Origin of the sequence: Vibrio harveyi NBRC 15634 = ATCC 14126 = KCTC 12724, from assembly GCF_001591145.1 — a bacterium.
GTDB classification, from domain to species: Bacteria; Pseudomonadota; Gammaproteobacteria; order Enterobacterales; family Vibrionaceae; genus Vibrio; species Vibrio harveyi.
On sequence record NZ_BCUF01000015.1, the window covers coordinates 1 to 15031 of the forward strand.

General features: G+C 42.5%; 14 protein-coding genes. 7 read left to right on the top strand and 7 right to left on the bottom strand.

Going from position 1 to position 15031, the window contains the following annotated elements:
- Positions 1 to 132: 132 nt before the first annotated feature.
- The 6 genes from VHA02S_RS09800 to VHA02S_RS09825 all read right to left on the bottom strand — a co-directional run bounded on the left by VHA02S_RS09800 (position 133) and on the right by VHA02S_RS09825 (position 5553).
- On the bottom strand, positions 133 to 465 hold the full coding sequence (locus VHA02S_RS09800; RefSeq protein ID WP_005447096.1) for a hypothetical protein: 333 nt from the start codon (positions 463 to 465) through the stop codon (positions 133 to 135).
- A gap of 30 nt (positions 466 to 495) precedes the next feature.
- Positions 496 to 768 carry a DUF3601 domain-containing protein gene (locus VHA02S_RS09805; RefSeq protein WP_038897538.1) on the bottom strand — a complete coding sequence of 91 codons (273 nt, stop codon included), beginning with the start codon at positions 766 to 768 and terminating at the stop codon, positions 496 to 498.
- A 242-nt stretch (positions 769 to 1010) separates the two neighbouring features.
- The gene (locus tag VHA02S_RS09810; RefSeq protein WP_005447099.1) at positions 1011 to 1361 is read right to left on the bottom strand and encodes a DUF3147 family protein; all 351 of its coding nucleotides are present in this window, start codon (positions 1359 to 1361) and stop codon (positions 1011 to 1013) included.
- A 141-nt stretch (positions 1362 to 1502) separates the two neighbouring features.
- A complete protein-coding gene (locus VHA02S_RS09815) occupies positions 1503 to 2828 on the bottom strand; it encodes a sensor domain-containing diguanylate cyclase (protein WP_009696279.1) in 1326 nt (441 codons plus the stop codon).
- Positions 2829 to 3271: 443 nt separating this feature from the next.
- Positions 3272 to 4117 (bottom strand): enoyl-CoA hydratase/isomerase family protein, encoded by an 846-nt coding sequence (locus VHA02S_RS09820; RefSeq protein WP_038897537.1) that lies wholly within the window; start codon positions 4115 to 4117, stop codon positions 3272 to 3274.
- A 290-nt stretch (positions 4118 to 4407) separates the two neighbouring features.
- A complete protein-coding gene (locus VHA02S_RS09825) occupies positions 4408 to 5553 on the bottom strand; it encodes an AI-2E family transporter (RefSeq protein ID WP_038897536.1) in 1146 nt (381 codons plus the stop codon).
- A 320-nt stretch (positions 5554 to 5873) separates the two neighbouring features.
- Between VHA02S_RS09825 and VHA02S_RS09830 the strand changes: the two genes are divergently transcribed.
- Both VHA02S_RS09830 and VHA02S_RS09835 read left to right on the top strand, forming a co-directional pair.
- Entirely contained in the window at positions 5874 to 6416 is a 543-nt protein-coding gene (locus VHA02S_RS09830) for a sugar O-acetyltransferase (protein ID WP_038897535.1), read from the top strand.
- A 99-nt stretch (positions 6417 to 6515) separates the two neighbouring features.
- Entirely contained in the window at positions 6516 to 8039 is a 1524-nt protein-coding gene (locus tag VHA02S_RS09835; protein WP_038897534.1) for an AGE family epimerase/isomerase, read from the top strand.
- A 70-nt stretch (positions 8040 to 8109) separates the two neighbouring features.
- Here VHA02S_RS09835 and VHA02S_RS09840 read toward each other — a convergent pair whose 3' ends face one another.
- Positions 8110 to 9669, bottom strand: a complete 1560-nt coding sequence (locus tag VHA02S_RS09840; protein WP_080640337.1) for a methyl-accepting chemotaxis protein — start codon at positions 9667 to 9669, stop codon at positions 8110 to 8112.
- A gap of 308 nt (positions 9670 to 9977) precedes the next feature.
- Here VHA02S_RS09840 and VHA02S_RS09845 point away from each other — a divergent pair, with 308 nt between their 5' ends.
- The 5 genes from VHA02S_RS09845 to VHA02S_RS09865 all read left to right on the top strand — a co-directional run bounded on the left by VHA02S_RS09845 (position 9978) and on the right by VHA02S_RS09865 (position 15002).
- Positions 9978 to 10652, top strand: coding sequence for a response regulator transcription factor (locus VHA02S_RS09845; RefSeq protein WP_101960690.1), 675 nt, complete (start codon positions 9978 to 9980; stop codon positions 10650 to 10652).
- Positions 10645 to 11916: a sensor histidine kinase gene (locus tag VHA02S_RS09850; RefSeq protein WP_038897532.1), complete on the top strand. Its 1272-nt coding sequence runs from the start codon at positions 10645 to 10647 to the stop codon at positions 11914 to 11916. The genes VHA02S_RS09845 and VHA02S_RS09850 overlap by 8 nt, the downstream gene beginning before the upstream one ends.
- Positions 11917 to 11970: 54 nt before the next feature.
- A complete protein-coding gene (locus VHA02S_RS09855; protein ID WP_009696286.1) occupies positions 11971 to 13389 on the top strand; it encodes a flavin monoamine oxidase family protein in 1419 nt (472 codons plus the stop codon).
- Positions 13390 to 13414: 25 nt separating this feature from the next.
- Complete coding sequence (locus tag VHA02S_RS09860) at positions 13415 to 14149, top strand: GNAT family N-acetyltransferase (protein ID WP_038897531.1); 735 nt, start codon at positions 13415 to 13417, stop codon at positions 14147 to 14149.
- Between the two features lie 280 nt (positions 14150 to 14429).
- On the top strand, positions 14430 to 15002 hold the full coding sequence (locus VHA02S_RS09865; protein ID WP_005447112.1) for a YceI family protein: 573 nt from the start codon (positions 14430 to 14432) through the stop codon (positions 15000 to 15002).
- The last annotated feature ends 29 nt before the right edge of the window (positions 15003 to 15031 follow it).

The following is a 15031-nucleotide window of genomic DNA, read 5'->3' on the forward strand; positions in this document are numbered from 1 at the left end:
GGTTACTTGGGTATAACTACCAGAGCTGAAAAAACGGCTATCGTCTCCCTGCGTACAAGTCCCTACCACCGAGCCACGCACTGATAAAGCCGTAAAGAGCAAGATAAGGACAAACAACAGCATCTTATGCTTTCAATCCTCGTCAATCTGAGAAGTAACAAATTCATCGATGAACAGCTTTCCTGCAATCGAATCGATCGCGGCGATGGCTCCTCCCGAACCGTGGTAGGTTTCAGCATATAGATTGAATACTTGACCACAGGTTCGACAGGCAAAGTAGTTACAGATTAAATCATTCCACCCTTTCCGATTTATCATCTGAGAAAAAGGCTCACCCCAACTGCCGTAACCCAAGTATTTAAGCGTTTTAGCCTCCGTTCTTTCATTGAGAAAGCACATTGCATTCGCCAAATCTTTAGGGTTGTTTATTTTTCTCGCGGCATCTGAACAATCTTCACAACTCATTTTGGTTTTCCAGTTCACCTTTAACTAAATTTATTGCTGTCGTTCAAAATAAGTACCTAGCTCATGAACGATGTGTTGTTGTAAGCCCTCCCGATTGCAAAGCATGATCTGAAGGTCTCGGTTATGTGTTCGGAAAAAGAGTGATAAACCACTTTCATAAGGAACGAAGTTATGGTCAATAAACACCATTTCCTCATCAACTTGATACCGCTCACCGTTATAATCATAAAATTCTTTTTTAACTCGGTAGCGAACACCAGGATGTAAAACGCCAAAGCTCTTATTTTGACAAGTGTTGTTCATTTTTCTCAACGACCCTATTTTGTTGCGTTCAACCTAATATAAGTAATCCTGTGACCTAACCACTAACAACGAAGCCAATAAATACCGTATGTTTCGGGTCATTGTTGAAGTCGATGATTGAAGTGCGATGCGCTTGTGTTGTTATCAGCAAGCGTTGCATTTATTTCACGCTTTACCACAGCAGATAGCGAATCTATTAAGGTAAACGCTGGTATGTCAGGTTGGGAGCCAGAAAAACCTTGTCACAGCAAATTGATTCCGAATTGCTTTGCTACTAAGTTTGTCAAAGCAAAACAAGCTACCGATACTACGCAGCTGATTAATAGTGTCAGCCAAAAGGAGTATTTGGTTAGCAAATACGGGAAGAGTAAAAACATTGGCAACGTCGGCACGACAAACCAAAACGTGTAGAAAGCGTGGTTGGACAGTTTTTCTGTGCCTTGACCTTCAATATACATCCATACCAGCGCCAAAATAGTCACCGTTGGTAAGGCTGCTACCAAGGCACCAAGTTTGTCACTTCTTTTCGCCACTTCAGAAATTAATACGACGATTGCCGCCGTGGTTAAGTACTTGGTCACTATCCATAGCATTGTATTGCACCTTCAATTCACTTCGATCCACTCTTAAAGTTAAACAAAAACAAGGCTTTGTTTACAAGCTGATAACCTAATATCTGTGAGTCTTCTCAGACATCAAGTAAAGCTATAGGCATACTATTTGAGACTTCATTCTTAACGAGTCCAACACACTTGATTTCGTCCTGAGTTTTTCGCTTTGTATAACGCTCGGTCCGCTTCTCTTAATGCGTCTTTTAGAGAGTCTGTGCCGTCAAAATAGGCGACCCCAATACTTACCGTGATATCAATGTACATATCATTGATAAACACGGGCGTATTCGCCACTGTTTTTCTTACTCGCTCGCAGTATAGGTATGCTTGTCGAGCGTTAGTGTTTGGCATCAACAACATAAATTCCTCACCACCAGTGCGAGAAAGAGTGAAATCATGGCTCGTGTTTGCTTCGCATAGCTTAGAGAACTGAGCTAATACGATGTCCCCCACCTCATGACCATAAGTATCATTAATGCTCTTAAAAAAATCGATATCAAACACAGCAATTGAGCCTGCCGTATTCTCTTTTCTTAACACCTCAAACTTGGTCTCAAGACCACGACGGTTTAGGAGTCCAGTTAAGTAATCGGTATGCGCTTCATTTTGCAGGCTATCTCGCTGCATTTCTGAATGACGAAACTTGTTGAAGTACCTCACCGGTGTTGTCACCAATATTAGTAGCGTCAACAAAGTGGCAAAAATAACCACTCGTGGGATCAAGCCACTGTCCTCTGGCGATATTGAGATTTGCCAATTGGTGTTAAAAATCGTCACGACGCCAGTATGAATGTCACAATCAATCTCACCTTTAGAGCTGATCACTTTGTCATAATAGTTGCTGTTATCAGGATCATAGCCAACAACAGAGTAACGATTCACGTGGTTTTGGTTTAATACTTGCTCTAGTTTGCTAACGATTGATTCTAAATAGATAACGGAAGAAGAAAAACCAATGAAATTAGCATCGTCTGAGATACCTTTTCTGAGGATGAATGCTTGCTTACCATTTTGAACTAAGGTGACGGGACCTATAATCGTGTTTTTCTTACAGTTTACAGACTGGTTTGCCCCAAGTTTTCGTGTTTGGTCTTCAAGAACGTTGTGACCAATTGCCGCTTTATGCTCGTCGTAGGGATAAGCATATTGCACGACCCCTTTTGGAAGGTATAACAAGGCATCCACATTGGTATAAGTGGATAAAAGCTTACGACTAAGTTTATTAAACTCTGCTGATGACATGTCATGGTTCTTAGAAAGCACCACAACTTCTTTCAATACTTCAGCCGTAATCAATGCGTCATTAAAGATGACTTTCATCTCTTTATTGATAGCACTGATAACTTGTTCAGATTCTTTTTCGTTATTGATGGCGGTTAGTTTTGTGGCGAGTAATTCCGTTAGCAATAATACCGAAATTAAAAATACTACTTTGATGCCCCAACTCATTACAACTGTCCTAGATTAACCCACTCTCCCTATCCCTAATTCAACAACTAAAATCCGTTTAGCTTTCATTCACTGCAATTCTGATCAAGATTTGAACTTGATGCATTTAAGAAGCGGCGATTATACGCATAATTGTATACTGTTCGATGATCAAAAGGTGTCGTTACGGATAAATATTTTTATCAATCAACAGTAAATTTCTATCGATCGATTTGATTGATCGACACAATCGATTCTATTAATTAAAAATATTGACCGACACGGCAAAAACTTAATGCCTAAACTGATGAATTTTCAAACAAATCTAGCCATTTTCTAGAATTGTCACTGATAATCGTCTGGTTTACATGAGCGACAGCAAGCAGAGCCAAATTTACTCGTCAATTGAAGGCGAGCCAAAAAACTCGCCTTTAATCTTATATCGACAATCAAGCTATGAATGATCAGTTAATGTCTTGCACCTTCATAACCAGTTCTTCCCAGTTTCTTTGGTTTTCGATATCGTGCTCTAAACCTTGGTCATCGGCAATTTGGAAACGCTTAACCGCTGGCGTTTTGCTGGTTGCTTGGTAAAGCCAGTAAGCTTCGGCTTTCAACGCTTCATCGATTGGCTTATCGATTGACTCGTACACCATTTGCTTACATGCATTAATAGATTCAGCTGGGAACTTAGAAATTCGCTGCGCTAACTCATCAACATAAGGACCAATCTTATCAGGCTCCAACGCTTTGTTTATGGTGCCGTACGCTTCTACTTCGTCCGCATCGAAGTCGCGAGCACTCAAGATGATTTCTAGAGCACGTCCTAAACCAACCTGGCGTGCCATCCGAGATGCGCCACCACCGCACGGTAAGATGCCCATGCCAACTTCCATCTGCATAAATTTGTATTTACCGCGTGCGGCAAAGCGCATATCACATGCCAATGCTAATTCATGACCACCACCACGGGCAAATCCCTCCAACTTAGCAATCGTTGCTTGTGGTAGCTTGCTGATCCTTTCTAACACTGATTGAAGGTCAAGCAATTTCGCTTCTTCACGTGAAACCGCTTCTGTCGACATTTCTTTCAGCAATTCGGTGTCGTAATGACAAACCCAAATTTCTGGATTAGCAGATTGGAATACAACCACTTTAACGTTACGGTCACGTTCCAGACGTAGCGCTAAACCGTTCAAATCCGTCAACATTTCCTGCCCTTGTACGTTTACCGTTCCAAAATCAAACGTAACATAAAGAACGGCTTCTTCTTGTTTTGCAGTAAATGTTTTGTAGCCTTCGTAAGCCATATCCATTTCCTTTTTCCAATAAAAACATAACGTTGCGATTTACTTAAGCAACGCAATTAACGTTACGCCTCTGAAAAACATCAAACAATGATTTATAAATTGAAACAGTATTTACGAAAACTAAAAGGTTGTTTGTCCGTTTACGACTAATCGTTAAGTTTCCAGCGCTGATTATTTGCATTCACAAGCAACTAGAACAGCGACCTTCTAGTTGCTCAAATGACTATCAACAAGCGCACTTCACATGGGCTTGTGCGATCCCACGGTCTAACTGCCTATTCATAACTAACTTAATCCTTGGACTCTTTAGCTTCTGTTTTCTCTTCCTGAAACTCTTCACTCTCTACGACATCAACAACGTCCTGAGTTTCCGTATCGACCCACTTCATAAACACCTGATAACCAGCAGCTAAGAATGCAGCGCCAATAAACATACCCAGTATACCGCCGGACATCATGCCGCCAACGGCACCAATAAGGACAATAGGCATCGGGACTTCTAACCCTCGCCCGAGAATCAATGGTTTTAAGAAGTTATCAATCAAGCTAGCGGCGATCAGTAAGATGGTAAAGATCACGTTATGAACCGTTCCGCTGTCCCCCGCCCACAATAAACCAACGGCGACTAAAGCAATAATAGTGACCGGAAGTTGAACGATAGCGAAGACTAGTGCGATAAGTGTAAACAAGGCTGCGGCAGGTACGCCGGATAATGCAACGACACCGCCAAATGCCATTGCTGTTAAGAAAGCAATACCAATGATGCCCACGGCGACTTGCCTGATAGTTGCAGTGGTAAGTTGGTGCAAATCCGGACCTCTTACTTCATCGGTAAAACTAATGAAGATCTTACGTATCGACTTAACCGCAGGTTGTGCCCAAGCAAGCATGATCCCCGCAATAATAATCGCACCAATCAGCATAAACACACTTTTCGCCGCACCTGTCGCACTGTCAACAAACCAACTAAAGAACCCTTTAATTTGTGGCTGACGCTTTTCAATAAAAGTTGGTAGATCGTCCGCCGCTTCATACCAAACCGCATGAACTTTTTCACCGACCAACGGCCAGGTTTTCACACTGTCTGCTGGCTTGGTGATTACCAAAGTGCCATCTCGGTAAGACTCAAACGCACCTAAGGTTTTAGAAGCAAAAGAGTTGCCCACCATTGCTGTTGGCGTGCCGAGAATCAGCACACCAATAATCGCGATCAATGTTGCCGAGCGCGCGGAGCTTAATCCGAGTTTTCTTTCAATAAAAAGTTTGACTGGATAAAGCGCAATAGCAAGGACTAACGCCCAGAGCAAAATAGGTAAAAAAGGTAAGAATGCCCACCAGCACACAATAACGATAAGCGTCGTGATTGAGAATCGTATCAAAGATGTGGTGAACGCTTTCGCCAGTATTTTCTCAAGATTTTCATTTGAATTATTCACTGTTTATCCCTTTGGTTTCACGTCATATTCCCATCATCTGATGATGGATAACGTGTCAATTTTTCCAAGCACAGTCATTGTCCGCGCATTACACAAGTGGATGTTTTAGAGCCCCACTCTGCAACGCAAAGCTCACATATAAAACCTAGTACAACCTCCCGTACATTCAACGGTTTAATGTTGAGTTGTTTATGAAGTCGATGTTAAGAAGCGTTATTAAGTGACCATATTCTGATTTTGCGGTTCTCTATTTCCACTTGTATAACGCGCGCTTTATATTGCTCACTTTGTCGCACTATTTAAGCAGTAAGGGCAAAAAGATGTCAGCACTCGAACTTATGCGTTCAGGAAAGGTTTATAACTGTCTGGACGAAGAACTTCAGCTCATGCGGGAGCGCACATGTGAGCTCATTTTCAACTTCAACCATGAACCCAATGCAGCAAAGCGTCATGCACTTCTCGTTGAAATAGGCGTCAATCTTGGTGATGGTGCTTGTATCCAAACCCCGTTGCAATTGACGTATGGATGCAACCTTTCAGTGGGCTCGCATACTTACATTAATTGGGATGCCATCATCATAGACAACGGACAGGTAACTATTGGCGCGAACGTGATGATTGGTCCGCGAGTTCAAATCTACACCGCTGCGCATGCTTTAGAGACAGAGCAACGCCTTGCTGGTGATGAAACTGCAAAACCTGTAACCATAAAAGATAAAGTATGGATTGGTGGTGCGATCATTATGCCGGGCGTGACGATTGGAGAAGAAGCTGTCATTGGTGCTGGATCTGTCGTAACGAAAGATGTGGCTCCGAGAGACCGCGTTGCTGGTAACCCCGCTCGCTCCATCAAAAAAGACTGACAAGCTTGTCAGCAGAGGGAATGGAAAACCGGAGAGATTCAACGGTTTGTAGAGGTCACCAACCGATATACTCTTTCTTTTCTTTCAAGGACTTGCTTTATGTCTTTTTCGACAAAGTCGTTAATAATAGCGTTCTCTCTCGCCACCAGTTCGTTGTCACTGGCGGCGACAATTGAAAACTCAGCTTCAAACGAAACTGTTTCCCAAGACGCGATTGCAAATAATGCGGCATCAACGACCTTTCCATCTACACAGACATGGCTAAACCACATCACAACAGGCTTAGCCCCTTACTGGATGGATAAGAAAGCTTACGGAGAACCTGTTGGAAACTTCCCCACTTTCCGCTGCAACGATGGTCGCAAACTGAATACAGCCAATGTTTGTCCTGAGTTAGATCGAGGTTGGATTACTCCTTATTTTGGTCGTGAATATACGCGGATGAAGTCGCGCCAAACCTACGCCTATGGGGTGCTTTTCCACCTAACTGGAGACACTCAAGCGCTTGAACTAGCGAAACAAGGGGCTTATTACCTAATCAATGAATTGCAAGACAAAGAGCGTGGCGGCTTTATTTCGTTCACGCAAAACAAACAAGCTGGTTTAAAGTGGACACAGAGAACTTCGCAAGACCAAGCTTACGCACTCGTTGGACTTGCAATGTATTACTACCTAACGGGCGATCCTCTGGTAGAAAAAGTACTTATTGATCAGCAAAAATTTATCTTTGATAACTACAGACTAAACGATGAAGTAGGACTTGCTTGGGTTTTACAAGATGGAGATGAGCAAAGTGCAAAACAGCATGAGTTGGTTGCACAATTAGACCAAATTAACGGCTATATGCTTTTGGTCGCTCCCCTATTGCCTGAGCCACATCGAACGAAGTGGCTCAGTGACCTGACCTGGTTAACAAATACATTAGTTCAACATTATCACTCAGATAAAGAGCAACGCTTCTACGGTGCCATTCATCATAAAGCCGTCATGCAGCCAAACGCCAAACATAACGATTTCGGTCACACCATTAAAGCGTATTGGATGACTTACCTTGTCGCAGAACAAATAAACAATGCCGATTGGAAACAATTTGCGAAACAAGGCATGCGAACGACATTAGAGCGAGCGCAATATCAACAACAGTTTGAACCAGTTAGCGCTTTTTTTTCTCCCGAACTGCAAAGCGAATGGGCGAATCAATCCATCCCTGCTTGGCAAAGCCGCCCTTATTCTAACGGCAGCTCTTCTTGGGAATGGGCAGAGCTTGACCAATCAGCAATGACACTTGCCATTTTAGATAACAAGGTGGGAAATGTACTGCCATACACCACACGTACTTTTATGGATGCATGGGTTGATCATCAATATGGGGGCGTCGGTCTCGATCCAAAGTCAACCAAAGCGTTTCATTGGGGCAATGGTTATCATCAATTCGAGCACGCATTGATTGGCACCTTAACGTCTGGTGCACTAAACCATCAGCCAGTAACTTTGTATTATGCAAATGCGAGCAAAGGGCAATCCGATTTCACGCCTTATTATTTCCAAGGCAAAGTGGATAATGTCGAACGAACAGCGCAAGGCGAAATTCAAGCAGTGACCTTTAGTAACATCACCCCTTAACCACACTTTGTGTGCGTATCGGCAAACAAAAAGGCGACTCGATGGTCGCCTTTTGCATGCTTGTTGTAGGTTAGATTTTGAACGATCCGACATAATGATCAAGCGTTTGCGAAAGCTCAGCCAGTTGTTGACTCGATTGCTCTAATTGCTCACTTGCATTTAGACCGAGCTTCACTGAGTTGCTCACCGTATCCATGTTCATGTTGATCTCGTTAGCTACCGTCGATTGTTGTTCTGTTGCCGTTGCAACCTGAGTATTAATATCCAAAATGGTCATTACCTGCTTAGAAATTGCTTCTAGTGCTTGTCGCGCAAGTTCCGTCTCCGCAGTTCCTTCTTCGATAAGAGCTTTACTGTTCCCCACCGAACTCACGGCATTTTGCGCTTCGTCTTGCAAGCGTTTGATCATCAGGTCAATCTCATCGGTTGACTGCGCGGTTTTCGTCGCAAGGTTACGCACTTCGTCAGCTACCACAGCAAAACCACGGCCTGCATCCCCTGCACGAGCAGCCTCAATTGCAGCATTAAGTGCCAACAAGTTCGTCTGTTCTGAGATACCTCGAATCACCTCAAGGATTGAACCGATCGACTGAGTATTATCTGCCAAACTGACGATGATGCTGGACGTGCTGTTCATCTCGGTTTCAAGGTTTGTGATTGCCGTAGTGGTCTTTTGCAGCGTCTTGTAGCCTTCTTGTGTTTCATCCGTTGCAGTACTTGCCGCGCTCGCTGCACCTGCTGCGTTCGATGCAATTTCGTTAACCGTCGCAATCATTTCATTCATTGACGTCACCACCAGCATGGTTTGCTCGTTTTGCTCCTGCCCACGAGTCAACGCCTGTTGAGATTGCTCACGTAAGGCAGTTGCAGAGCCATTCAATGCAACACCAGTGTTCACCACTTGCGAAATAATGCCATGTACCTTTTCGACAAAGACATTAAATGCTGATGAAATCTGAGCCACTTCATCATTACCTTTTGTTGGCAAACGAACAGTCAGATCGCCTTCCCCTTGGGAAATGTCATGCAGTGCATTTTTCAATACAGATAACGGCTGCATTAAGTGGCTTAGCAGAAGTGAAAGTAGTAGCACGCAGAGTACAAATATCACGATCATTGAACCAAGTTGGTAACTAATAATACCGTTCGTTGCTTGGCTCACTTCCGTAATTGGAATACCGATATCGAACGTGCCGTAGAGCTGGCCATTCACGTAGATTGGAGCCATGATATCGAACACCCACACTTGCTGCACATCCGCGTACCACTTCGAGTATTGCTGCACACCTTTGGTTGCACCCGCCACTGTATAGTCATCTTCGTACTTCTTGTTTAGCTTTTGTTTATCACTGTGTGCAACCGCCGAAACATTGCTATCGATTACAATGGCATAACTTACATCTGAGCGTTGCTTTAACTGGTCAACTAACGCTTGGAGATCTTGGACCGGATGGTTTGAGTTCTCTAAAATGTAACTTGCATTCTCAGCTAAGAACTCAGCCTGAACCTGAGATTTGTGCAAGATGATGTCATCGATTTTCTGACTGGAGATAAAGTAGGTAGACGCCATACTCGCCATGACAGCAATGCCAAACATGGCACAAACGGCTAATAGGATTATTCTTTTCATTCTGATTGTCTCAACGCAATTTATTAATGTCCATCTACAGGGGTGTTTAAGCCTTGCACTTTGGTACTGACAACTGAAAGCCAAGCTATCGAAGACCCGACGTTAGATGTAAATGTTCAGTTACTTTATCTGAAGAAAATGCAACAACTTTAATAAAATTGGTGATTAATTATATAAATATCACACTTTTAGAATTTGAAAGCTGAGTAAGTTTCCGTGTATTCGCTCCAAAGTAGATTAGCTAACCGTTCGGTAACCACTAGTGTGCTAGGATGCGAACATTAGCACTCTGTGTAATTTGGTTATTTATGCTTGTACTACTGATTGAAGACGACAAAGTTTTAGCAGCCTCACTAAGCGACTATCTGTCACTTGATGGCATTGAATGCGACTTTGCTTATAACGGACAAACGGGACTTAATCTAGCAATGCAAAATGAGTATGACGTGATTGTCTTGGATATTATGCTGCCAAAGCTCAATGGCTTCACTCTCTGTCAGCAGCTAAGAGAGAATGGCATTAACACGTCGATTTTGATGATGACAGCAAGGGACTCACTCAATGATAAGCTCCAAGGTTTTGACTCAGGAACTGATGATTACATCACTAAGCCATTCGCCATGGCAGAACTCAGTGCTCGCTTAAAAGCATTATCAAAACGACGTACCAATTGTATCTCAAATATTATTCAGGTTGATGATCTCAAATTAGATCTCAGTACCCATAAAGCACATCGAGACGGCAACGAATTAACACTATCACCGCTTGGCTGGAAACTACTGGTGACACTTGCGAAACACAGCCCAAAAGTCGTCACAAAAGAGGCTCTTCAACAAGAGGTTTGGGGTGACGAAACCAATGCCAACAACTTGAAGGTCCAAATGCACAAGTTAAGGCAAAGTGTGGATAAGCCTTTTTCTAGACCGTTAATTCACAGTGTTCCTAGAGTCGGTTTTGTATTACGAGGGCAAGGCGATGCCTAGTCTGAAGAAAAGAATTTACCTTTTTATCACTGCCTTCCTTGTAATTGTTTTATTACTTATCTGTGCCCTAAACTATATGGTGTTAGGTAATGCCATTAGTGTTGATACGCGTAATATGATGATCTACCAAGGTAAGTTTATTGAAGAGCATAATCTGGAACAATCATTAGCAAAGGATACGCAAAGTAAAATCATTGCAACTTACAGCGCTATCGATGACATTCCACTGTATCTCAAGAAAGGATTTCCTTGGGCAAAGATGCAGCCAGGCAAACTACACGAACGTTCACTACACAACGATGAGAAACAAAAGATTTACGCTTATGCATTAAAGTACGAACTACAAGACCAGCGCGGTTATTTATATATAGTCTCGGAGTACCAAGAGAGTATAGAGGAAGAGATGCGCTACGATGAGACCATCTTTGGCGCGAACACCTCCCTTATCATCATCATAGCCTGCGCCGTGCTTTTCAGTTTCACCATCATTTTCATTCTGATTTATCGCACTCTGCTAAGTCCAGTTCGAGCACTGTCCAGCTGGTTGGATACACCAAGCAAAGCCATTCCCGATGACAAAATCAAATATCGAGAAATGATAGCTATTGCTAAAAGCTACCAAGAAAGTAATCAGAAGCAAAAAGAGCTTATTGATAAGGAGGAGTTCTTCTTAAATACGATGAGTCATGAGCTACGAACGCCTATTGCGATCATATCATCCAGCGTGGAACTAGTAGAAAGGCTCGACACAAGCCCAAAAGTTACCAAAGTTAATCATAGAATCGACTACGCGATTAAGAATATGAACATCCTCGTAAAGGCACTACTTTGGCTCTCGAAGAAAGACGCTCAACCCCTTGAATATACAGAAATACATCTTTCAGACGTTATCGAAAATGTCATCAAAGACAACGAATACTTACTCATGGGGCGTGAAACAAAACTCTCTATAGAAACGGAATTAGATGAAAAGTGTATCGTCACAGATAACTATGGCGCAGTATATTTAATTCTGGTTAATTTATTGAGAAATGCACTTCAACACAGTACCGATGGCATCATTACTATTCATCACCACAAAGGCGTTGTGACCATCAGCAATCCAGTCGAGCAACAAGAGCAAAGTACCGATAACGAATCATACGGTTATGGCTTGTACTTAGTTGAGAAAATTTGTTCAAATCGCAACCACTTGTTTTCTCTAACCTACAAGGCTGGCTCAGCGACTGCGATAGTCGATTTATCTGCGTCGATAACCGATTGATAACCTCTCATGCATTATGTTTAGGCTCAAATATAAGCATTGAAAGAAGGTTGTATGAGCAATACAAAAGCAAAGCTAGCAATTTTAGCTACAAGTGTTTTATTGGCAGGAAACGTAAACGCCAACGAGCAAATCTATGATTACGTAGTCGTTGGAGCTGGAGCCGCTGGGCTCTCCGCTGCTTACACACTTCAGGAGCTCAACGAAAGCTTTATCGTGCTCGAAAAAAATGACCGTGCTGGTGGTATCGCTCACACCGGAATCAAAGGTAGCTTCCATTATGCTAAAGGGACGGAATACCTCGGTAAACCAGAAGGACAGCTTGCAAAAGTCATTCAAAAACTGAAGATTCCATTGGTTGAAATCCCCTCTCCAATGGATATCGCATTCTATCAAAACGAAATGCACATCGGAGATAAACAACTCGCCCACCTCACCATCAGCGAGTCAAGTGAAGAAGAGTTTCAGCACTTTATTGATGTTCTCAATCAATCTCGATCACTATCGCGCCAAAAGTTGAGTCAACTGGACAAAATAACGGCAAAACAATGGCTAGATTCACACCATATCTCGCCGTTTATTCAATTACGCTATAACGTCATGTCTCGTGGGTTATTCGGAGCAAGTCTCGATGACATCTCAGCCTTAAGCTTTATCCCTGAGGCGAGTTTTGATTACGTAGATGTAACCGACGTTAGTGAGCTTATTGAAGAAGAATCCTCCCAGTCTGGTTCGTGGACAACACAAAGCGGTATTTCTACCATTGCTACGTCCATCGCCTCCACGTTGGGAGACAAAATCCAGTATCGCTCAACAGTTCAAACCATTGAGAAAACGCCTAACGGATACAAAGTTCATTTTTCTCACAAAGGAAAAAATAACACTGTACTGGCCAACAAAGTGATCGTAGCAGTGCCCGCACCAATCGCTCAATATATCGCCCAACCAGTACTGACTGATGAGCAAAAATCGGTGCTATCTCAAGTTAAATATTCCCAATACATAACCGTCGCTCTGTTTTCTGAACAGCCAGTGTTTAATAAAGCATTCGATATGGCGATCATCGGAAAAGGTTACGTGACTGACCTATATGATTCAACATGGGTAGAGCGCCACTATAATCAGGACCTTAAAAAGGTGGATGAGTATATAGCGAGCGCCTACCTAGCACCGAAAACCGCATCGGATATGTCACTGTTAACACTATCGGACTCAGAGATATTGGATATCGTCACGAGTGAGCTCTCTTTGGTAGTGCCGGACATCAATAACAAAATAGAGGGTTATGACATCACACGTTTCAATGCTGCCTATCCGGTTTTCGACCCTTACTACTTTCATAGACTTGTTCAATTAAAAGCGAGTTTTAGAGGCGTATACCTCGCGGGAGATTATATGTCCTATCCGACATTTGAAGCGGCTTTTGAGTCCGGACATGAAGCGGTCTTGCAAGCTGAATCAGATGAAGAATAAATGGTAGAGAAAGCGATACTAAACAATGAAAAGTCTTACCTTTACCTCTTATCAAGATTCGCATTTCCACTCATGCGTTGATCTTGTGATGTCTACATGGAACCTTCACTCAGGTTTTGTCAATGTACCGAATATACGGATTGTCTACGAACATTATCTCACCACTTGCCTTAACTGGAATCACCACCTTGATGTCGTTCTCGATCCTCAAGGAAAAGTGGTGGGCGTACTCTTTGCAAGCAAAGAAAATATCTCTTACCTAGAAGAACTCAAATTTGCCAAAAAAGACAAGAAGCTCAATAAGTGGAAGAACAAAAACCTTGCTGCTGGTAATTTTGGTGAAAAAGAGTCAGCAAAAAAGGTCTTCTCCGGATTTCTAAGAAATGACTGTGCAGGAGAGCAAGATGCCGCTATGTTTGACGGTGAAATCAATCTATTCATCGTGAGTGTAAAACTAAGGGGTCGAGGCATCGGATCATTGCTATTGGAACGTTATGTCAAGTTTTGTAGAACGAATGAACTCAAGAAAATCTTCTTATGGACGGATTTAACCTGTAACTATAAGTTTTATCTTAACCAAGGATTCACCTTACATAAAAGATTTAAAACATACTCCACCCATCAAGAGAAAAGCAATATCCCTGATGGCATGATTCTCTCTCTCGATATCAATGCGCCTCGAGTTTGCAAACCAATAACTAACGAATCGCACAACACGCCAGATTATCCTCTTAAAGTGATCAACGAAGTCGCTTTTTAGCCTCGGGATCCTAGAGGACCAGCAAACACCATAAGTGACGAATCATAGGTCAACGACTTCGTACATTTAACCAAGCTTAATAAGCAATTGCTAATTAGCAAGTTTCTGACAAATAATACGCTCTCATAATCATTCAAATTGATATTCGAACACCATTAATGCACAGTTAATCACATCGAAAAAATCACCAAAATTAATCGATTTAATTCCTTATTAACTTTTATAAATCCGGACTAGTATCAAGGGGAACAACCGTTCAACGTATATAAGGCTAATAATAATGAAAAAGACTTTATCCACCCTAAGCATTGCGCTGGCGCTGTTTTCTAGTGCTTCATTTGCTGCTGACAACTACACATTAGATTCAAACTTTTCTTCAGTAAGCTTTGCTACCATCAAGAACCAGTTTGTTGTCGAGCCAGCGACCATCAATACTCTTTCCGGCACGTTAGACAGCAATGGCAAATTTGATGTTGCTATCGATCTAAATAGCATTGAGACAGGTATCCCTATTCGTAACACCCGTCTTAATGAAATCTTCTTTGAATCTGCGAAACACGCACCAGTAAAAGTGACAGGAAAAGTTGATTGGGCTTCTCTGGGTGAAGGCTCACACAAGGTAAAAGTACCTGCTGAAGTAACGCTGTTTGGTAAGACAAAATCCGTTGAGTTTCCGGTTGTTATCCTAAACGCTGGCGATACGGTAATGGTGAGCTCAAGTGCACCTGTGATTATTGGCGCTGCTGACTTTGGTATTCCTAGTAAAAACTTAACTGACCTCGCGGCAACAGTTGGCGGGATTAAGATTTCTGATCGAGTTCCACTCACTTTGAATCTAACCTTTAAAAAATAGTTAGATTAAGTGGACACAAAGGCTTGGAG